This is a genomic window from Flavobacterium selenitireducens, assembly GCF_014748335.1.
Classification (GTDB): domain Bacteria; phylum Bacteroidota; class Bacteroidia; order Flavobacteriales; family Flavobacteriaceae; genus Flavobacterium; species Flavobacterium selenitireducens.
Window position 1 is genome coordinate 148,422 of record NZ_JAAVIY010000004.1, and the last position, 20,775, is coordinate 169,196.

Genomic DNA, 20,775 nt, shown 5'->3' on the forward strand with positions numbered 1-20,775 from the left:
ATGGAAAGTATTTTGCTCTTGTTGGTGTGTCTCGCCGTAGGTGTCGGTTTGCAATATGTCAAGTCGTTCCCGCCTAACGCTCACCAGGTACTGAACCAGTTTGTGATCCATATATCACTGCCCGCGCTGGCCTTGTTTTACATTCCCAAAATCGTCATTTCAACCCGGTTATTGTTCCCTTTGGGCGTGGCCTGGATCGGGTTTGTACTGATGTGGATTTCGTTCGCATTCATGGGCCGTTTGTTCGGCTGGTCGCGCAAACTCACGGGTTGCATGATTTTGCTTACAGGGCTAGGCAATACTTCCTTCGTCGGATTTCCGATCATCGAAGCGCTCTACGGCAAAGAGGGCCTGAAGACGGCCATCATCGTCGATCAGCCGGGATCGTTCATGGTCATGGCGACACTAGGCATAACGGTGGCGGCCTTGTACTCGCGTGGCGTTCCCGACGCGAAAGCCATCGCGAAAAGGATTGCGTTCTTTCCGCCGTTCCTGGCATTTGCCATCGCCATAATTCTTAATTTAAGCCATGCCGATTTTCCAGAAATGTTACAGATTGTATTTCAAAAACTCGGGACTACTGTAACTCCCATTGCGTTAGTTGCAGTCGGTATGCAACTGAGGTTTGGTCAGAAGAGCAGGCATTGGCCGTTCCTGGCGCTCGGTCTTTTTTTCAAGTTGTTCGTGACGCCTGCATTCTTTCTTCTCGCCTACAAATTTGCTTTCGACGAAAACGGGTTGGCAATAGACGTCTCAATTATGGAAGCCGCAATGGCGCCTATGATCACGGCTTCTGTTCTCGCCTCGAGCCATGGTCTTAAGCCTAAACTGAGCAATATGATGATCGGCATCGGGATACCGTTGTCATTTTTGACACTTGCATTCTGGTATTGGATTTTGGGGAGAATTTGACTCATTGAACCTTCAAGGTTTTTAAAACCGACGAGGCTCGGAAACTACATCGTTTTCGCTTCCCAATTGCGATAAATTTAACGCTGTCAGGCGGTTAGGTGCGTCTCCAAATTGATTAATTTTAGGCGTAACCTTAAAAAAAACTCGACATGTCAGCACTGCGCTTGGGCGATATAGCGCCCGATTTTACGGCAAATAGTACCGAAGGAAAAATTAATTTTCACGAATGGCTTGGCGGATCCTGGGCCATCTTGTTTTCGCATCCGGCCGATTTCACGCCGGTTTGTACGACGGAATTGGGCACGGTGGCCAAATATCTTCCGGAATTTGAAAAACGAAACACAAAAGTGATCGCGCTGTCTGTCGACAATATCGACTCCCACTTCCAATGGGTGAAAGACATAAACGAAACCCAGGGCACGACCGTCAATTATCCTATTATTGCCGACGAGTCAAAACAGGTGGCGCTTTTGTACGATATGTTGCATCCGAATGCGAGCGAAAATTTTACGGTGCGTTCGGTTTTCATCATCGGACCCGATAAAAAAATCAAGCTTACGATGACCTATCCGAGTTCGACCGGACGCAATTTCGACGAGCTGCTGCGCGTCATCGATTCGCTTCAGTTGACGGCCTATCACTCCGTGGCGACGCCCGCCAATTGGAAAGATGGGGAAAACGTCGTGATCGCCCCGGCCGTTTCCGACGAAGATGCGTTGCAAAAATTCCCGAAAGGATATGAAACCGTAAAGCCGTATTTGCGCATTACGCCCCAACCTAATAAATAGTCGGTCAGACAGGGAACCGGTGGCTCAGTCACCCAAAATAATGTATTTTTGGGGCTCATTACGCAACCATGGACTTTTCCGAAATAAACCACGAAATGATTGCCCAGCTCCAAGCGGTGGTTGGGCCGTCTTTTGTTTTTACAGATGCCGAAACCCGAAGCGATTACGGACACGATGAAACCGAGGATTACAACTTTCCTGCGTCGGTTGTCGTAAAGCCCGCGACGCCTGAAGAAATCGCTACGATCCTGAAGTTCGCCAACCAGTGGAACGTGCCGGTCACGCCCATTGGCGGCCGAACAGGCTTGAGCGGAGGGGCGTTGCCGATACACGCGGGAATTGCGCTCTCAATGGAACGCTTCGACAAGATCATTCATATCGACGAACAGAATTTGCAGGTTTTGGTAGAGCCGGGCGTGATTACGCACACCCTGCGCGAAGCAGTTAACGCGAAAGGATTGTTCTATCCGCCGGATCCAAGCAGTTTGGGAAGTTGTTTTATCGGAGGAAACGTCTCTGAAAATGCCGGAGGGGCACGAGCGGTGAAATACGGCGTGACAAAAGATTACGTACTCAATCTCGAAGTCGTGCTTCCCAGTGGCGAAATCGTCTGGACGGGCGCCAATACGCTTAAAAATTCGACGGGTTACAATCTGACGCAACTCATGGTGGGAAGCGAAGGAACATTGGGTATCATCACAAAAATCGTGATGAAATTGCTTCCGGCCAATCGCCATAACATCCTGATGCTCGTGCCATTTTACGATGGAACACAGGCTTGCGAAGCCGTTTCGCAAATTTTCAAAGCAGGGATCGTCCCTAGCGCACTCGAGTTTATGGAACGCGACGCCATCGATTGGACAATGCGTTTCATAGACGGCGTCAACGTTCCGATAAAGCACGGCATCGAAGCACATTTGCTCATCGAAGTGGACGGCAATTACCCTGACGTCCTGTTTTCGGAAGCCGAAAAAATTACCGAAGTGCTCAAGCAATTCCAAATAGACGAAATTCTGTTTGCCGATACAGAGGATTACAAGAACGCGCTGTGGAAATTGCGTCGCGCGGTAGGAGAGGCGGTCAAGTCGAATTCGATCTACAAAGAAGAAGATACCGTCGTGCCGCGTTACGAGCTTCCGACATTGCTCAAAGGCATAAAAGCGATAGGGGAAAAGTACGGTTTTAAGTCGGTTTGTTACGGTCACGCCGGAGACGGCAATTTGCACGTCAATATCGTAAAAGGCGAAATGTCCGACGAAGCCTGGAAAACCGAAGTGCCAAAAGGAATCCGGGAAATTTTTGAATTGACGGTTTCCCTCAAGGGAACACTTTCTGGAGAGCACGGCATCGGATACGTCCAGAAGAACTACATGGACATCGCTTTTTCACCAACCTCGCTGAACCTAATGAAAGGCATCAAAGACCTTTTTGATCCCAACGGCATTCTAAATCCCGGCAAAGTATTACCCGACCGGCTTTTTTTATAATCCGTCGCCAACGTCGGTTTCATTTTTCGGTTTGCTTTGGTTGTTCAGATAATCTTCATATTCCCTGCGATCTTTTTGGTTCTGCCTGAAAAGGTGCACCACGAGAAGTATCGCGGCGATCAACACTATTCCGACAACAATCCAGTTGGCTTCCATACTGCGCTTTTCCCAAATATAAAAAGGACGATGTTAAGGCAATGTGATTTTTGAAAGCGGCAGTTTAAAAATTTGGCGTTCAAAATACGGCATATGACGTATTGCAGGATTGTAACGGCACCGATAACTTTGATTTAGGGCAATTAAAACGTTAATGCCGAGAGGCAGTTCGTGGAAGAAGACGTTTTAATATTTTGTTTTAGTTTTTTTAAAAAGAAAACCACCGTGTCGTTGCGGTGGTTTTTCGTTTTAATCTTTCTTGTTTTTTTTCTTTTCTTGTTTTTCAAGTCGTTTTTCCTTCAGCGTCTTCGTCGAATCTTTTTTTTGTTCTTTGCGGGCATCTGTACCTTTTGCCATGATGTTACGTTTTAGGTTATGATTTGTTTAAACGGATTTGCGAGTGGTTTCGTATCCTAAAATTAGCAAAACCGATCTGATTTTTACAAACCCAATTGCACTTTTTCGGTTGCGAAATGCGAGTTGAAAATTTCGAGTTGCTGCAAGTCGTCGAAGTTGAAGAATTTCCACTGGCCGTTTGTCGAGGCATCCGAAACCGCCACGAATTTGGAAATTCGCTTCACGTTGATAGAGTTGCGGTTAGGCTCGCCAAAAACTTCTTTTGTCGACGCGACCTGCTTCCATTTAATGACTTGCTCGTTCATTTCCCCGGGCGACAACTTCTCTTCGTAAAAATAGCGGGTAGGGTTGCGAAACGAGATCAAGCAGAACTTTTTTGAGCCGATCGACTTGACCGGACCAACCTGAAACACCGGAGCAGTAAGTTGCAGCCGCTTTCTGAACTCCGGATTTTGGTAGTCGGCGTCTATTTTGGAAATGAATTTTTGTTTCCCTCCCAGTTGCTCGACGGCTTCGGGATACGTAAAGCCTGCGATCGACTCGAAATCCATATTGTAGTTAGCGTCGTACAATTCCGAAGCTCTTTTGAGAATTTCGGGTTCCTGTGCCTGTGATGAGGCAAATAAGAGGAAAAATAAGGTCAGGAGGGATTTTTTCAACACATTCATAATTCCAAATTAAAGGCCGAGCTCTTTTTTGATCGTTTCGTTGAAAACGATATTGAACAGCTCTTTGTTGTCATAATTTACGAATTCCCATTCGCCTTTTGTCGATTCGTCAGCGACCGCCACCATGATGCCATAGCCCTCAATAGTGAAACTGTTCGTCTTTTCATCATATGTCACCGAAGCGTAATTGCCCGCTTCTTTCATACCGTCGGACATTGCCTTGATCACAGACGCATCCAGCTTTTGTTTGAGATGCAGCTTCAACGAATTTTGGTAACGGATCACGCTGAATTTCCGGTTTGCGATGGTTTTGATCGCATCTGCTGTAAACGGTTGCGGGCTCGGATTGGTAAATTCGATCGTCATATATTCGTTGTCTACGGCGGCCGTCATCGACTCGAGCAGGATGGCGCGGTCGGCATTTCCGAAGGCCTTGTTGTAGGTCAAATTCAACACTGTTTCCATATCGAGGTTGTTCGTGGCCTCGAACAGCTTGGCGACGCGGGTTTTTAGGGATTCCGAGGTTTGGGAAAATCCGCTTATCGCAAACAGCAAGCCCAGGATCATCAGTGTTTTTTTCATCTTATGCAAGTGGGTAATGAAGATACGAAATAAAAATCCCCAACAGGAACTGAAGGGGATCTTGATCGTTTGTATCCGAATGTTAATCGTTCACCAAAACCCATTCGCCTGACGCAAGCATGCTTTCGGCTTTTTTGTATTTCATGGTTTCGGTTTTTCCGCTCATTACATGCTTGATGGTCACATTGTCGTTGCGGTTGATTTTCGGCATTTCGCGAACGATGGTTTCCGTTACCGGACGTTGTTGCGTCTGCCCGGCCTCGCGAGCCTGTTGTGCCAGCTCATCGCTATTCGGGATGTCATCTTTCGAAGTCGTATAATTCTCGTCCTGTCGCGGCAATTCGACCGCTTCCTGGATTTGAGGCTGTTGCTGTTGCGGCAGATCGCCTTTGAAGAGGAACGAAATCACTTCTTTGTTCACATCGTTGATCATATTGCTGAACAATTTGAACGCCTCGAATTTGTAAATCAACAGCGGATCTTTTTGTTCGTGCACCGCCAATTGTACCGATTGCTTGAGCTCGTCCATCTTGCGCAGGTGTTTTTTCCAGGTTTCGTCGACGATGGCAAGCGTGATGTTTTTCTCGAAATCGGAAATCAACGAACGTCCTTCCGTTTCGTATGCTTTCGGAAGATCGGTCACGACGTTGAGCGATTTGACGCCATCCGTAAACGGAACCACGATGCGCTCGAACATATTATTGGGCTGTTCAAATACGTTCTTGATCACAGGGAAAGCCTCGCGGGCGCTGCGTTCGGTCTTTTCGGTGTAGTAAGCAAGAGCGGCTTTGTAGACCTTTCCTGCGAGTTCCAATTCGCCGAGGCGTTCGAATTCGGCTTCGGTTACCGGAGACGTAATCGAAAAATAACGGATCAGCTCAAACTCAAAATTCTTGAAATCTTTGGTGACTTTATTTTGCGTCGCGATCAATTCCGCCGTGTCGTACATCATGTTGGCGATGTCGAGTTTAAGGCGTTCGCCGTGCAAAGCGTGCTTTCTTCTTTTGTAAACGACTTCGCGCTGTGCATTCATGACGTCGTCATATTCGAGCAAACGCTTCCGGATCCCGAAGTTGTTCTCCTCGACTTTTTTCTGCGCTCTTTCGATGGATTTGGTCATCATCGAATGCTGTATGACTTCCCCTTCCTTCAAGCCCATCCTGTCCATGATCTTGGCGACCCTTTCGGATCCGAACAAACGCATCAGGTTGTCTTCAAGCGACACATAGAACTGCGAGCTTCCCGGATCTCCCTGACGTCCTGAACGACCTCTGAGCTGGCGGTCGACGCGACGTGAATCGTGACGTTCCGTACCGATGATGGCCAAACCTCCGGCCGCTTTGACTTCCGGCGAAAGCTTGATATCCGTTCCACGACCTGCCATGTTGGTTGCGATCGTAACGACTCCGGCCTTACCGGCTTCTTCGACGATTTGGGCTTCCTGTTTGTGCAATTTCGCGTTCAAAACGTTGTGTGGAACGTTTCTCATTTTGAGCATTCGGCTGAGCAATTCTGAAATTTCTACTGACGTCGTACCGATCAAAACCGGACGCCCTTCTGCAGACAATTTCGACACATCTTCTATCACCGCGTTGAATTTCTCGCGAACCGAGCGGTAGATCAAATCCTGGTGGTCTTTGCGCGAAATGCCTTTGTTGGTCGGAATTTCGACGACGTCCAATTTGTAGATTTCCCAGAATTCGCCTGCTTCCGTAACCGCCGTTCCCGTCATTCCGGAAAGTTTGTTGTACATACGGAAGTAGTTTTGGAGCGTGATCGTGGCGAACGTTTGCGTGGCCGCTTCGATCTTGACGTTTTCCTTGGCTTCGATGGCCTGGTGCAATCCGTCGGAATAACGGCGCCCGTCCATGATACGGCCGGTTTGCTCGTCGACGATAAGGATCTTGTTCTCCATTATTACATACTCAACATCCTTCTCGAACAATGCATAGGCTTTCAGAAGTTGTGTCAGCGTATGGATGCGCTCGCTTTTTACGCCGAAATCCTGGAAAAGCCGCTCTTTCTCTTCTGCCTCGGCATCTTTGTCGAGACCTTGTTTCTCGATGCGGGCAATCTCGGTTCCGATATCCGGAAGAACGAAGAAATTGTCGTCCGTATCTTTCGAAAGATATTTGATCCCGTTATCGGAAAGTTCGACCTGGTTGTTTTTTTCTTCAATGACAAAGTACAGTGCCTCGTCTATCTTGTGCATGTCGCGGTTGTTGTCCGCCATGTAGGTATTTTCCGTCTTCTGCAAAAGCTGTTTGACGCCTTCTTCCGATAGGAATTTGATCAATGCTTTGTTTTTCGGAAGTGCGCGGTGGGCGCGAAGTAGGTTGAAGCCGCCTTCTTTGCTGTTTCCTTCGGCTATCAGTTTTTTTGCGTTGGCAAGAAAGCCGTTGGCCAATTGGCGTTGTTCGTTGACCAATTTCTCGATCAAAGGCTTGAGCTCGTTGAATTCGTGTCGGTCGCCTTGGGGAACCGGGCCAGAGATGATCAAAGGCGTTCTCGCATCATCGATCAAAACCGAATCGACCTCATCGACAATGGCGTAATTGTGCTTGCGTTGAACAAGGTCAGACGGCGTGTGCGACATGTTATCGCGAAGGTAGTCAAAACCGAATTCGTTATTCGTTCCGTATGTGATGTCCGCTTCGTAAGCCTTGCGTCTGCCTTCGGAGTTGGGTTGGTGGTTGTCGATGCAGTCCACAGTCAAACCGTGGAATTCGAACAATGGCGCTTTCCAGGTGCTGTCGCGCTTGGCCAGATAGTCGTTCACGGTTACAAGGTGGACGCCGTTTCCGGTTAATGCGTTGAGATAGAGCGGGAGCGTCGCCACGAGGGTTTTACCTTCACCGGTTTGCATCTCGGCAATTTTGCCCTGGTGCAACACCATACCACCGATAAGCTGAACGTCGTAATGAATCATGTCCCACGTAATCGGCTTTCCGGCAGCACTCCAGGAGTTGGCCCAAATGGCGTCGTCTCCGTCGAGTTCCACATATGTTTTTGAGCCTGAAAGTTCGCGATCGGCAGCGGTAGCTTTCACACGGATTTGCGTATTTTCCTTAAAACGGCGCGCTGTTTCCTTTACGACCGCAAAAGCTTCGGGCAATATATCGTTCAATATTTTCTCGGAGATTTCGTACGCCTCTTTTTCAAGGCCGTCAATGGCTTGGTAAATCTCTTCTTTCTGGTCGATGTCTACGGTAGCCTCCGCGTCCAGTTTGAGTTGGACGATCTTGTTGTCTTTTTCGGCTCGCGCTTCTTTGATCTTCGCTTTGAATTTTACCGTGCGCTCGCGGAGTTCATCGTGGGAAAGTGCCTGAAGCTCAGACTCGAACGCCTTGATTTTATTCACGTTCCCTTGCAAGGCCTTGATATCCTTTTCTGATTTATCGCCTATGAAAGCCTTTAAGATACTGTTGATGAAACTCATGTGTAAAGTATAATTCTGTTATGAAAAGTGTGCAAATTTACGCAAAAAAAAAGCCTCTGATGAGACTTTTGGTGTTGATTTTATTTTTCCGATTAATATTCGTCCTCGTTCCAGAGATAGTCTTCATCGGTTGGGTAATCCGGCCAGATTTCCTCCATCGATTCGTAGATTTCTCCCTCGTCTTCAATGGATTGAAGGTTTTCTACAACCTCTAGCGGAGCACCTGCGCGAATCGCATAATCGATAAGTTCGTCCTTTGTTGCAGGCCACGGCGCATCGCTGAGATATGACGCCAGTTCTAGTGTCCAATACATGTCTGTCGATTTAAATTTATGCAAAAATAAATTTTCTACTGAAAAAGTCAAGTAAAAATGAATTTATTTTAAAAAAAGTCAAGAACGTTATGTTAATTTGTTTGAAATCAGATAGTTGCTTGTGTAATTAGCGAATTAGCGAATGATAAAATTAGCGAATTAGCGGATTACAAAGAATCAACGTCAGAGGCGAAATATTTCCTTAACGGCTTTATACGCATTCGCAAATCAGTTTCCAATACTAACGCGGCTCTCCGTCCGCCTATTTCTCCACTTGGATTGGCTAATTCCACACTTGCCAATTGATTGTTTCCATTCGCTATTAACAAATTCGCTAATTATTGCCAGGAATCCATTTCACTTCGTCGGCATTCAGATCAGCAGACAACTTCCTTGCCAGCACGAACAAATAGTCAGAAAGTCGGTTGAGATACGTCAGGACAAGCGCATCTACAGGCTCGTTGTGTGACAAAGCGACCGAAAGCCGCTCGGCGCGACGGCAGACGCAACGCGCGATGTGACAATATGACACCGTAGTATGGCCGCCTGGAAGTACGAAATGTGTCATCGGAGGCAGCGCCGCTTCCATGGCATCGATCTCATTTTCGAGAAGGACAATGTCGTATTCGCTGATTCTCGGGATATCGAGGCGTGGTTTTCCGTTTTTGAGTATTTCCTTCTCAGGTGGCGTGGCCAGGATGGCGCCGGCGGTAAACAGGCGGTCCTGGGTCCGGGCCAAAATGCTCTTGTAATGATCGTCGATTTGCTGGTCGCGTATCAGGCCAATGTAAGAATTGAGTTCGTCAACGGTTCCATAGCTTTCTATGCGGATATGATCTTTGGGAACGCGTGTCCCACCAAATAATGCGGTCGTGCCCTTATCTCCGGTTTTGGTGTATACTTTCACGGGTGTGATTAAAAATTAAAATGAATAATGAATGATTGGTATCGCGTGATCAATATTGAGTGCTGTTTTCAGCGACATAGCGATCGCTTGTGACACTTGGTAGGCGGAACCTAATTCTGTGTACTATCTTCGATCTGGGAATATTTAATTAGTAGGGAATAGATTGTACAATAGAAATTTCCAACACTAGGGGCGTCAATTGATGCAGTATCAGTACCGAATTCGCCAGATCAAGGTTTAGGCGCATTAATCCCATCCGTATCGCTTTCAATGACGCCATCTCTCAGGCGAATCACCCGTTTGGCGTATGCGGCGATGTCCTCTTCGTGAGTGACGAGGATCACCGTATTGCCGTTGCGATGGATCTCCCCGAACAAATTCATGATTTCTACTGATGTCTTGCTGTCGAGGTTACCCGTGGGTTCGTCGGCGAGAATGATCGACGGCTTGTTGACCAAGGCACGCGCGATGGCCACACGTTGCCGTTGTCCGCCGGAAAGCTGGTTCGGTTGGTGATCCATCCTGTCGGAAAGATTTACCTGGGTAAGCACTTCGGTGGCACGCTGGCGCCGTTCGGATTTGGAATACCCGGCGTAAATCATCGGCAGGGCAACATTGTCGAGTGCCGTAGTTCGCGGCAACAGGTTGAAGGTCTGGAAGACGAAGCCGATCTCGCGATTGCGGATGTCGGCCAACTCGTCGTCGCTCATCTGACTGGCATCCTTCCCGTTGAGGATGTAATGTCCTGAAGTAGGTGTGTCGAGGCATCCCAAGAGATTCATCAACGTCGATTTTCCGGATCCCGACGGACCCATCAACGCCACATATTCGCCCTTTTTTATCTCAAGGTCGATTCCTTTTAAAACATATACGACCTCACTACCTAGAACGAAGTCTCTTTTGATATTGGTGATTTTGATCAGCGATTCGGCCATTGGATTGATTTGAGGCCTAAAAGTAGCTAAAATTTATGTTATAATGTAACGCGGTTTCAAGCAACTCGTTTACATAATTCCCATTTAATATATCAAATTATTCATAATTTATGTTTAAATATTAAACAATTCATAATGTATTTGGTTAAAAATTGTGAATGTGTGTAAATTTGACCCTGTTACTGATAAGTATTAAATCTAAACCTAAATAATCATGAAAAGATTCAATCTAATTCTCGGTGCCGCATCTGTTGCTGTGGCGCTGACTTCTTGTAAAAATGAAAATGAAACGAAAGCTGAGAAGACCGTCGACACCTACGTTGTTTACGTAGATTCTATCGGAGGTTTGGCTGCAGCCGACGCACAAGCCAACTGGGCTGCGATCGAGGCCGATTACCAGCAGCGCACAATGGAAGCCGAAGCCGCGCTAGCCGACATGAAAGACAAGGAAGCCGCGCAAAAAAGGCTCGACGACAGCAAGGCAAAATACGAAGAACTGAAATCAAAAGTGCAATCTCAGGCTGCGGCGTCTAATCCGGACAGAAAAACGGAAATCAGAACATCGCTCTTCCCTGCCGGCACGATCGGAGACGATATGAGTTTTGCCTGGGTCAACAAGGACAACATCCTGAAAGTCTACAATGATTTCTATAATGCTTTCGACAAAAACCAAGAGTCGTACAGCCGTGAAGACCTCGACGAAATCAAATTGCTTTATGAAGCATTGGACAACCGCAAAAACACTGTGGAAAAAGAAGGACTTAGCGGGCCGGACAACCGTAAGATTGCAGAACTTAAAGTGAAATTCGCCCCAAAATTCAAATGGGAGCGTATCACCACAAAAGGTGAAGAAAATAAAGAAGCCAAACAGGCTGCTGAATAGCAATATCGTTGATTATTAATTCAGGAAAGCGGTTGCCGAAAGGTAGCCGCTTTTTTTTTTTGATTTTTTTTCTGCACCATAGTGCAAATTGAAATTTGGAAATCCATCGAGATATGCCGTTTTGCGAACTTTCAACCGCACTTTTTTTCCAAATATCTCATAACCCGAATATTGTCTTACGGGTTTCCTCAATTAACACTTTCTTGATGTTGCTATCTGTAAAGAACGTCTCGATTTTCTTACATTTGTCAGTCAAAAAAAATAATCTTATGCGCCGTTTCGCCAGTGTTTGCGCTGCTTTTTTCGCTTGGTCGGCAGGTATTGCGGCCCAGGTCGGAATCGGCACGGCCAACGTTCACCAAAGTGCGCTGCTTCAACTGGAAAGTACAAAAGCAGCCTTTGTGTTGCCGCGCATGAGCGACACGCAAATGACGGCGGTCCCAAATCCTGAAATTGGTTCGATGGTGTTCAACACTTCCGAGAACCTACCGTATTTTCGCAGTTCCGCCGGTTGGTCCGGTTTCGATCTCAATTCCAATCCGACGGTAATTTTGTCGCGAAGTGGCGGTAATTTGACGACGTCCACCACGAATACCTATTCAATGCAGCTTTCGTCGGCGAACACGGTTTCTATCAGTTCTGCTTATTTCAACGTTGACGGGCCGGGCGCCATTACCGTGAATCGTGCCGGTGTCTATTTGTTTTCGGCCAGCATGGCAGTTTCCAATATGCCGGTCGGAAGCCGAAACTACCATTTGGGCATCTACCGTTCCGGGGCGCTTGTCGGCTACCTGTCGCGATCGCGGCTTGAAAACACGTCGGTCGATTATTGGGGAATGACCGGGACATTGATGTATTATGCCGAAGCAGGCGACCAATTCACGTTCCGATATTTCATCCACCACACCGCGTCCCTGTCCAACGTTATCCAAACCATTTGTATCACCAAACTGAACTAGCATGAGCCGATTTTTCCTATTGTCGGTTTTGGTCGCCTCCAGCGTTTCGGCCCAGGTTGGGATCGGCACGACAAACCCTAGCGCGAGCGCCATCCTCCAACTCGAGAGCACCAACAAAACCTTCGTTCCACCGCGAATGACCAACGCCCAGATGCTCGCCATCGTATCCCCGATAAACGGTTCGATGATCTTCAATACGACGCACAACGCCATGTTCGTCCGAACTTCGAATGGTTGGAAGAACTTCTTCGAAACCTCGAACGCATCGGTCGTGCTGAACAAAGTTTTCGCCTCGGGTAATGGACAGGTTGCCACTGTGAACAACAATTACACGAACTTTCCGCTGACGGCATCGGACGCCATGACGGTTGACAACGCGATTTACACAGTTCTGGGCGCCGGAAGAGTCAGGGTTTCGGAAACAGGCGTCTACATGATAAGCGGAAGTTTTTCGGTAACGAATATGCCGTCAGGAATCCGAAAGTACATCATCGCCGTGTACCAAAATGCCACTTTGGTAGGTTACCTGACACGCGGGACGGCCAATCTCGACGTCGCCGACGAATGGGGAACCAGCGGCTCGCTGAGCATTCCGGCAAACGCAAATGACATAATTGAACTCAAATACGTTCTCAACAACGGCGGAACGGCTCTCGACGCGCGTATCTTCAACATGGGAGTAACCAAGCTGAAATAAGTGGCCCGCTAAATACGATCACACGCGAATGGTGAAATGTTCGCGTTCCTGTTCCCGTCTGAAAAAGACGAATCCCCACTGGAATGTATCGATCGCAACGATGACCTTTGGGTGTTTTTTTATGATCTCCCACGCTTCGGACATCCCGGGCGACCAGTGGATGTCATCAAAAATCCACACCGAATCATTGGTTGCGGTTGGCAAAAGGCGCTCGAAATAACGCAGTGTCGCCTCTTTTTGGTGGTTGCCGTCAAAATAGATGAGATCGAACGTCGCCTCCTGCGCATCGGGGAAGTCGAGCGTCGAAGCGAACTCTCCTGTATCGATCCGGACGTTTTTTAAATTGAACTCCGCTAAGTTTTTCGCAGCTTCCGACGCTGTTTTCTCGCAACCTTCGAGCGAAATAATGTGTCCGGATGGATTTCCCAACGCCAAAGCCGAAGTCGCCAAACCCAGCGAAGTCCCAAGTTCGAGCATGGTTTTAGGTTGGAAATAGCGCGCGAGCCGGAATAGTAATTTTGCGCGTCCGGGCGAGATGCCGGCAGTTTTTGTAATGTCCGAAATCCTGCGCTCTTGCGATTTGAACACGCGGGAACCAGCGCCGAAGTCGGTCACGGAAATTGTGTCGTCGTTTCTGAGAAGTGATTTGCGGTACATTTCCAGAATCCGATATTCCGAAAACTCCGATTTGTCGTAAAAACACTTCGTCACCAGGTCGAAGACGAATGGCGAATGTACGCCGTGCTGATTCGTCGACCTGATGAGAAAGCGGAGGTAAGCCTGGATTTGGTACCGCATTATTTTCTGGCTCGTTGGCGAATTTCGGATAGTTTTTGGTCGACCAGCATTTTCCCGTCCCGGAACACTTCTTTGAGTTCGCCCGTTTTTTCGTCTTCCCATGAAACATTGTCGTGCAATACGAAAGTGCCGTTTTCGGACGTGATTTTCATCAAACCCTTAGCCGATTTTTTCGTGCCGTCGTCCGTGATCGGATCTTTGAAAATCGCGCGTCCTTCGCCATTTACCTCGCCGTAGGTCGCCTTCATCGCAAATCCGAACGTGTCGCGGGTGTTGTATTGGTAGGTGAACGATCCGATGCCGAAAACGATGTTCGTGCTCGCGAAACCTTTTGCCTTAAGGCGTTCGCATATGATCGTGGCGCGTTCGGTGGTGATGCTGTCGCCGTAAATAGCGCCAATCTGGGGCACGAGTTCCCTAAATCCCTTCTCGTTCGTACTTCCGCCGAAAACGTCCCAAAGCAATTCGATGACGCCTTTTCTCTCGTTTTCGTTGTTTCCGTCGGGATTTCCGCAAATGATATCGACCGGGTCGCCGCTGTCAGGACGGATCACGACTTTCCCTTCACGCGAAACGATGATGTCTTTCAAACGCGGTAAATAGTCGGTCAGCACTTTCCACAAATCCCAGGTGTCGGATACGATCGAGACGATGCCTTTCGGATAGATTTCGGTAATCAAACGCTCAAATGTCCTGAATTCGCCTTCGGTCGTACCCATGCACATTACGCTGTGTTCGGTCGCGGCAACCGATCCTCCGATGAGTTCGCTGTCGGAATCGGCGTTGTAGAATTCTTCGAGGAAGTCGATGGCCGGAACGGTATCGGTTCCCGTGAAATACAATAAATGACCGGACGATGAAGTCAGGGAAGCCTCGATTCCACCCATGCCGCGCATCGAGAAATCATGTGCCTGCCAATCGACGAATTCCGGTTGGGACGATGTCTCGGAAGCAAATTTCTCGAGAATTTTTCGGTATTCCGATGCAATCGTGGCGGACGTGCACGGCAACCAGATCACGGCCGACAAAAGCGTTTCAAAATAATTCGTCAGCCAGAAAAACTCAGGCAACGTGTTGTAGAGCGTGAACATCGGCACGCGAAGCGGAACTTTCGACCCTTCCGGCAAGGCTTTGAAGACCATGGGAATGTAACCCAGGTCGTGAAGATCGGCAATGTGCTCGGTCCCAATTTGGTTTTCGCCCAGGTAATTATTGATGCGGCGCGTGTATTTCGAGAGGATTTCCTGTTTGGGTTTTCCGAAAAAATTCGCGTTGAAATCGTCGATCACATATTTTTTAAGGAAGTACTGAAGCCCGAAAAAAACAACTTCATTCACTTGCGGAAGGCGGCTTTTACGAGGCGTCCAATTCGAGTAGACGAGCGTCGTGCCGTCGGGATATTGTCGTCTGTGGTCGAGTTTGTAGCCGTCTGTCAGGAGTAGCGGATTCATGGTAATTAATAATTCAGAATTAATAATTAAGGAAAATCGGAAGTTGGACGATCTTGTTCCCGGAAATATTGCGGAAAGAATTCGTCGTGAAAACCGTGTCGAAGATTTGCGTCAGGCTGTCGGTTCCTTTGCTGAAAATGCCATGGGAAACCGCGAGATACAGTTTTCCGGCGCCTTTCGCTTTCAGGGCTTCGGCAAGTCCGATAAAGGTTGCGCCACCATCGCAAATATCGTCGACGACGAGGCAATCGGCACCGGCAAGATCATCGGTAAAGACTTTAAAACCCGAGAGTTTTCCGGTTTTGACATCGCGATTTTTGGAACATTCGGTAACTTCCATTCCGCCAAGGAAAGCCGAGACTTTGTAGATTTTCTTGAGCGCGCCTCCGTCAGGGGAAACGAGTTGGGAAACATTTGGGATTTGACCGAGGACCTCGGCGATGAATTCGTGGTTCGGAATCACCTCGCAACGCTCTACCACGGCGGGTGTGACCTCAGAATGCGCATCGAAAACATAGACTTTATCGAGTTTCAGGCTATTCAAAATCGTGGCGTAGACTTTCACGGTCAACGGTTCGCCGGGAACCATCAGACGGTCCTGGCGCGCTGCCGGGAAATAAGGTATAACGGCTTCGATGTGTCGGACGCCCATATTCCGAAGCGCGTCGACGGCAGTTAAAAAGAGGCCAAAGTCGTTGAACGAATTGACCCGTTGTGTGACGGTGACTTTTTGCGTCGTGTCGAAAGCCTCGATTTTGATGTGAGGTTCGCCTCCCGAAAACGTAAACGCTTTAAAGGCAATATCAGTTCCGTTAACGGGCTTGAAGTTGGGATCGAGGTGGAGTACCATTTCTTATTTTGTGTAAATTATACGCAAATATAAAAAAAAATTTCAACCGACAAATTCTTTTGTGTAAAAATTACGCAAATTTGATTTCGAACAGGAAATTTTCTTTTGACAGTTGTTCGTAACGGGTTTTGTCAAATTGGAAAAGGTTGGCCGGACGACCCTTGCCAGAGGCGATTTGCGCGTCGGTCTCGCGTAAAAATCCGAAGCTCATGATCTTTTTGCGAAAGTTGCGGCGGTCGATTTCTTTTTCGAGAATGGACGCATACAGGTTTTCAAGGTCTGAAAATGGAAATTTGTCGGGCAGCAAATCAAACCCGATGGGTTGATACGACAACTTGGCGCGCAACCGTTCCAAAGCCGTTGCTACGATTTCCGGGTGATCATAGCCAAGTGGAGGCAACTCGTTTATCGCGAACCATCGCGCGGCTTCGGCGTCCGTTTCGGTTTTTTCCACAAGCGATAATTTTGAAGGATCGACGAGCCCGAAATACGCCACGGAAACCACGCGCTTCCGGGGATCGCGGCCGACGTTTCCGAATGTGTACAATTGTTCGAGATAGTTGACGGAAATTCCCGTTTCCTCAAGCAATTCGCGCTCGACGGCTTGCCTCAGCGACTCCTCTTCATTCACGAAACCGCCGGGAAGGCACCAAACGTTGGCGAAAGGGCCAGATTTAGGCTTGATGAGCAGCACGAACAGATGGCTTTTTTTGTAGCCGAATATGATGGCGTCGACGGCGAGGTGGATGTTTTGGACGGGCATCGGCAATTAGATAATTAGGTAATTAGATAATTGGAAATGGGTTGGCAGGGTTCATTCGTGTCGATTCGGCCCGCGATCGGATTGTCGAACAATAAATTTTGTCGGACAACTTAACTTTCCCCAATAGACTGACGGTTTAAATTCAGCGAACGATCCGCCTGGCTAACAATCTTGTCGGACAATGTAATTTCCTCAATAGATTGACGGTTAATTTCAGCGAACGATCTGCCTGGCTAACAATCTTGTCGGACAACGTAATTTTCCCCAATTGACGGTTTGAATTCAGCGAACGATCAGCCTAATATACTAATTCATCAGATGACTTACCTTCCCTAAACGCGCTTAATGGTGCAATGCGGCGAACCGAAACGTTTAGCCTTCCATTTTCGCGGTCAGTTCGAACCAGCGCTCCTCTTTGCGTTCCATCTCCAAAATGATTTTCTGAAGCTCATCCGCTTTAGCCGAAATATCGGTATCTGCGATTTTTCCGTCCGAAAACAATGTCTCGATCTCCTTTTTCTTCCACTCCAAATCCTTGATTTCCTTCTCGATCTTGGCGAATTCCTTTTGTTCGTTGAACGACAATCCCGTCGAAACCTTGTTTTGCTTCCAGTTGTTTTTTTCTTTCGGCCCGTCGTCCTTCGTCGGTTCGGAACTGTCCTCATACGCCCGGAAGTCCGAATAATTGCCTGGGAAATCTTCGATTACGCCCTGTCCGCGGAAAACGAACAAATGGTCGACGATTTTGTCCATGAAGTAGCGATCGTGGGAAACCACGACGAGACAGCCCGGATAATCCATCAGGAAATTTTCAAGGACGTTCAGCGTAACGATGTCCAGATCGTTGGTAGGCTCATCGAGAATCAAAAAGTTCGGGTTCTGGATCAAAACCGTGCACAAATACAAGCGTTTCAATTCGCCTCCTGACAACTTTTCTACGAAATCGTGCTGTTTTTTCCGGTCGAACAAAAAGCGTTCGAGCAATTGGCCAGCCGAAATCGTGCGTCCTTTGGCAAGCGGGATATATTCTCCGTATTCTTTTATGATATCGATGACTTTCTGCCCCACTTTCGGATTGATGCCGCTTTGCGTATAATAACCAAGTTTGATCGTGTCGCCAATGACGACCTTTCCCGAATCTGGCTCGAGCGCTCCCGTGGCGATGTTCAGAAAAGTAGATTTCCCGGTTCCGTTCTTGCCGATGATCCCGATCCTGTCGCCTCTCTGGAAGTCGTATTCGAATCCGTCAAGGATGATTTTATTGTCGAATTTTTTCGAAACTTTGTGCAGTTCGATCACTTTCGATCCCAAGCGCTCCATGTTGATCTCAAGTTCCACAGTTTGCTCTTTTCGACGGCTGCGCGCCTTTTCCTGGATCACGTAAAAGTCATCCTGTCGCGATTTGGATTTGGTCGTACGCGCTTTTGGCTGGCGGCGCATCCAGTCCAATTCTTTCACGAAAAGGTTCTGCGCCTTGTCTACGCTTGCGTTTTCCGAAGCGATGCGCATTTCCTTTTTCTCGAGATAATACGAATAATTGCCTTTGTATTGGTAGAGTTTGCCGTTGTCGAGCTCGATGATTTCGTTGCAGACGCGCTCCAGGAAAAAGCGGTCGTGCGTGACCATGAAAAGCGTCATGTTCTCCTTGGCGAAGTAATTCTCGAGCCATTCGATCATCTCAAGGTCGAGGTGGTTCGTTGGTTCGTCGAGGATCAGAAGGTCCGGTTTTGAGATCAGGATGATGGCCAGCGCAAGCCGTTTTTTCTGGCCTCCGGAAAGATTCTTTACTTTGAGTTTCAAATCCTCCAGTTTGAGCTTGAAGAGAATCTGCTTGAATTGTGTCTCGAAATCCCAGGCATCGTGGCGATCCATATCGTCGAACGCTTTTTGGTAAACATCGGCGTCTTCCGGGTTTTCCAGCGCTTTTTCGTATTGCTCGATGACCTTGAGTATTTCGTTATCCGATGCGAAAATCGATTCCTCAATCGTCAGCTCGTCCTGCAATTGCGGCACCTGCGACAAAAACGCCATCCTGATTTCCTTGCGCATCACGACCTGTCCGGAATCCGGCTCGTCGACACCCGTCAGGATATTCATGATCGTCGTCTTTCCCGATCCGTTTTTGGCGATAAAAGCGATTTTCTGGTCTTTGTTGATCCCGAACGAAATGTTCTCAAACAGCGTGCGTTCGCCGTAATGCTTGGAGATATTCTCTACTGAAAGGTAATTCATGGCGCAAAGGTAACTTTTTAGGTGGAAGACTAAAGTCGAAAATCCAAACTCTGATGTCGAATGTGATCCGTACACGTCTAACCGACAACCTGAGCGGTTTTCTGAAAATAATTAAGTCTAGCCGAATTCAAAGCAAAAAAAATCGTCCGAACCAAAAAGCCCGGACGATCCTGTGTAAATTATCCAAAAATACTATGGACGATACGTATACGTCGCAATGGACGAAGAGCTTTCTCCGTACTCGTTGCTGGAATTGAACGTTCCGGAAGTAGCGTATCCGTCGGCATCGTAAGTGTACGTCGCCGTAACCTGGGATACGATCGTTCCGTCAAGGCGTTTTACCACAAAACTCTTGGGATTGTTTACGAACAACAATTTTTTGGCCATGATCAATTCCGGGGATTGGGGAACCGAACTCATATTGAGCTCCACATTTTCCAACACTTCGATGATTCCTGCCGCCTTCATCGTATAATAGAAAGGGTTCGGCTCGCTGTCATAGGTAATGTAGGCTTTGTACTCCTCGAGGATGCTGTCGTCGTAATCTCTTTCGTAAAGGCGAAGCTCCGTTGGATTTCCGTTGCTGTCGTACGCGACAACGTCTCCAACTTCGAATCCGTTGTAAGGTTCTTGATACAACTCGGACATTGAAAGCGGGTCGCTGCCGCCGCTGACGTTGTCCAGATCGCCATTGCTCGAATAATTGAGCGTATGGGTTTCGGTTCCGTCGTTGACACTGATCACTTTGCCACTGGCATTGTAGGTCACAAACAAGCTTTGGGGAGTATCTTCAGATGAAGACGTTTCGACGCTGAGGATGTACTTTTCAGTCGATGTGACCGCCGACGGGCTGTCGTCGCTTCCGCAAGATGCGAGCAACAACGACATCGCAGCGGACAAAAATAAAATTGGTTTTTTCATTTTGGTTTTGATTAGGCGGCGAATATAGGAGTTTGGTTTTCAATGGCAAACAAATCGCTCTATATAGTTATGCACAATTACGATATTCTCGAAATAGACAATTTGGCAGTTTACAGGTCATTTTGTCGCTAATTCCGCGTAGGTACGAATCTTGTCTAATTCCGGGCGTAACAATAACCATAAAATAGTTTAGATATGAATTTGGTAAAAAAAACAAACGGACATTATTTTCCATCGGTTTTCGACGAACTGTTCCGCCCGGATTTCGGCGGACGCCAAATGAATTTCAATGCGCCGGCAGTTCCGCCGGTGAACATCAAGGAAACGGAAGCTGCTTTCGAAGTCGAATTGTCGGCGCCCGGTAAGCAAAAGCAGGATTTCAACATCGAGATCGACAACGGTCTGCTGACGATCTCTTCTGAAATCAAGTCCGAAAACAACGTTGAGGAAGGCAAGTACACCCGTCGCGAATTTTCGTTCGCCTCGTTCAAGCGCTCGTTCACGCTGCCGGAATCGGTGAACGACTCCGAAATAAAGGCAGCCTATGAAGCAGGCGTACTTAAGATCTTCCTGCCTAAAAAAGATGAAGCACTCCCAAAAGCGAAGAGGGTTATTGAGGTTAATGATTGATTGATTGTGAGTGTTTAGTGAGAAGGCGTCCTGAGAAGGGCGCTTT

The 20,775-nt window shown here is 47.8% G+C and carries 20 protein-coding genes; 7 read left to right on the forward strand and 13 right to left on the reverse strand.

The window, feature by feature from the left end; all coding sequences use genetic code 11:
* From HC229_RS08450 to HC229_RS08460, 3 genes are all read left to right on the forward strand, one after another.
* On the forward strand, nucleotides 1-912 hold the full coding sequence (locus tag HC229_RS08450; RefSeq protein ID WP_191020045.1) for an AEC family transporter: 912 nt from the start codon (nucleotides 1-3) through the stop codon (nucleotides 910-912).
* A 149-nt stretch (nucleotides 913-1,061) separates the two neighbouring features.
* Entirely contained in the window at nucleotides 1,062-1,700 is a 639-nt protein-coding gene (locus tag HC229_RS08455; protein ID WP_191020046.1) for a peroxiredoxin, read from the forward strand.
* 68 nt (nucleotides 1,701-1,768) lie between these two features.
* Nucleotides 1,769-3,187 (forward strand): FAD-binding oxidoreductase, encoded by a 1,419-nt coding sequence (locus HC229_RS08460; protein WP_191020047.1) that lies wholly within the window; start codon nucleotides 1,769-1,771, stop codon nucleotides 3,185-3,187.
* Here HC229_RS08460 and HC229_RS08465 read toward each other — a convergent pair.
* The 7 genes from HC229_RS08465 to HC229_RS08495 form a co-directional block, all read right to left on the reverse strand.
* On the reverse strand, nucleotides 3,182-3,343 hold the full coding sequence (locus HC229_RS08465; RefSeq protein WP_191020048.1) for a hypothetical protein: 162 nt from the start codon (nucleotides 3,341-3,343) through the stop codon (nucleotides 3,182-3,184). The genes HC229_RS08460 and HC229_RS08465 overlap by 6 nt on opposite strands.
* A gap of 440 nt (nucleotides 3,344-3,783) precedes the next feature.
* Nucleotides 3,784-4,368 (reverse strand): hypothetical protein, encoded by a 585-nt coding sequence (locus HC229_RS08470; RefSeq protein ID WP_191020049.1) that lies wholly within the window; start codon nucleotides 4,366-4,368, stop codon nucleotides 3,784-3,786.
* A 9-nt stretch (nucleotides 4,369-4,377) separates the two neighbouring features.
* A complete protein-coding gene (locus HC229_RS08475; protein WP_191020050.1) occupies nucleotides 4,378-4,950 on the reverse strand; it encodes a hypothetical protein in 573 nt (190 codons plus the stop codon).
* Between the two features lie 82 nt (nucleotides 4,951-5,032).
* Nucleotides 5,033-8,389, reverse strand: a complete 3,357-nt coding sequence (gene secA / locus HC229_RS08480; RefSeq protein ID WP_191020051.1) for a preprotein translocase subunit SecA — start codon at nucleotides 8,387-8,389, stop codon at nucleotides 5,033-5,035.
* Nucleotides 8,390-8,481: 92 nt separating this feature from the next.
* Nucleotides 8,482-8,703: a DUF2795 domain-containing protein gene (locus HC229_RS08485; RefSeq protein WP_022828503.1), complete on the reverse strand. Its 222-nt coding sequence runs from the start codon at nucleotides 8,701-8,703 to the stop codon at nucleotides 8,482-8,484.
* A gap of 334 nt (nucleotides 8,704-9,037) precedes the next feature.
* On the reverse strand, nucleotides 9,038-9,610 hold the full coding sequence (locus tag HC229_RS08490; protein ID WP_191020052.1) for a cob(I)yrinic acid a,c-diamide adenosyltransferase: 573 nt from the start codon (nucleotides 9,608-9,610) through the stop codon (nucleotides 9,038-9,040).
* 230 nt (nucleotides 9,611-9,840) lie between these two features.
* Complete coding sequence (locus tag HC229_RS08495; RefSeq protein ID WP_269808148.1) at nucleotides 9,841-10,545, reverse strand: ABC transporter ATP-binding protein; 705 nt, start codon at nucleotides 10,543-10,545, stop codon at nucleotides 9,841-9,843.
* Nucleotides 10,546-10,759: 214 nt separating this feature from the next.
* Between HC229_RS08495 and HC229_RS08500 the strand changes: the two genes are divergently transcribed.
* From HC229_RS08500 to HC229_RS08510, 3 genes are all read left to right on the forward strand, one after another.
* Complete coding sequence (locus HC229_RS08500) at nucleotides 10,760-11,428, forward strand: hypothetical protein (protein ID WP_191020053.1); 669 nt, start codon at nucleotides 10,760-10,762, stop codon at nucleotides 11,426-11,428.
* 269 nt (nucleotides 11,429-11,697) lie between these two features.
* Nucleotides 11,698-12,387, forward strand: a complete 690-nt coding sequence (locus HC229_RS08505; protein ID WP_191020054.1) for a hypothetical protein — start codon at nucleotides 11,698-11,700, stop codon at nucleotides 12,385-12,387.
* Between the two features lies 1 nt (nucleotide 12,388).
* Nucleotides 12,389-13,084: a hypothetical protein gene (locus tag HC229_RS08510; protein WP_191020055.1), complete on the forward strand. Its 696-nt coding sequence runs from the start codon at nucleotides 12,389-12,391 to the stop codon at nucleotides 13,082-13,084.
* A gap of 18 nt (nucleotides 13,085-13,102) precedes the next feature.
* Here the strand turns inward: HC229_RS08510 and HC229_RS08515 are convergent, their stop codons facing one another.
* From HC229_RS08515 to HC229_RS08540, 6 genes are all read right to left on the reverse strand, one after another.
* Entirely contained in the window at nucleotides 13,103-13,882 is a 780-nt protein-coding gene (locus tag HC229_RS08515; protein ID WP_191020056.1) for an O-methyltransferase, read from the reverse strand.
* On the reverse strand, nucleotides 13,882-15,333 hold the full coding sequence (locus HC229_RS08520; RefSeq protein ID WP_191020057.1) for a nicotinate phosphoribosyltransferase: 1,452 nt from the start codon (nucleotides 15,331-15,333) through the stop codon (nucleotides 13,882-13,884). Before HC229_RS08520 ends, HC229_RS08515 begins: the two co-directional genes overlap by 1 nt.
* A 19-nt stretch (nucleotides 15,334-15,352) precedes the next feature.
* Complete coding sequence (prs, locus tag HC229_RS08525) at nucleotides 15,353-16,183, reverse strand: ribose-phosphate diphosphokinase (protein ID WP_191020058.1); 831 nt, start codon at nucleotides 16,181-16,183, stop codon at nucleotides 15,353-15,355.
* 70 nt (nucleotides 16,184-16,253) lie between these two features.
* Nucleotides 16,254-16,946 carry an NUDIX hydrolase gene (locus tag HC229_RS08530; RefSeq protein ID WP_191020059.1) on the reverse strand — a complete coding sequence of 231 codons (693 nt, stop codon included), beginning with the start codon at nucleotides 16,944-16,946 and terminating at the stop codon, nucleotides 16,254-16,256.
* A 372-nt stretch (nucleotides 16,947-17,318) separates the two neighbouring features.
* Nucleotides 17,319-19,178, reverse strand: a complete 1,860-nt coding sequence (locus HC229_RS08535; protein WP_191020060.1) for an ABC-F family ATP-binding cassette domain-containing protein — start codon at nucleotides 19,176-19,178, stop codon at nucleotides 17,319-17,321.
* Between the two features lie 192 nt (nucleotides 19,179-19,370).
* Nucleotides 19,371-20,099, reverse strand: a complete 729-nt coding sequence (locus HC229_RS08540) for a hypothetical protein (protein WP_191020061.1) — start codon at nucleotides 20,097-20,099, stop codon at nucleotides 19,371-19,373.
* Between the two features lie 195 nt (nucleotides 20,100-20,294).
* Between HC229_RS08540 and HC229_RS08545 the strand changes: the two genes are divergently transcribed.
* Nucleotides 20,295-20,729 (forward strand): Hsp20/alpha crystallin family protein, encoded by a 435-nt coding sequence (locus HC229_RS08545; protein WP_191020062.1) that lies wholly within the window; start codon nucleotides 20,295-20,297, stop codon nucleotides 20,727-20,729.
* The last annotated feature ends 46 nt before the right edge of the window (nucleotides 20,730-20,775 follow it).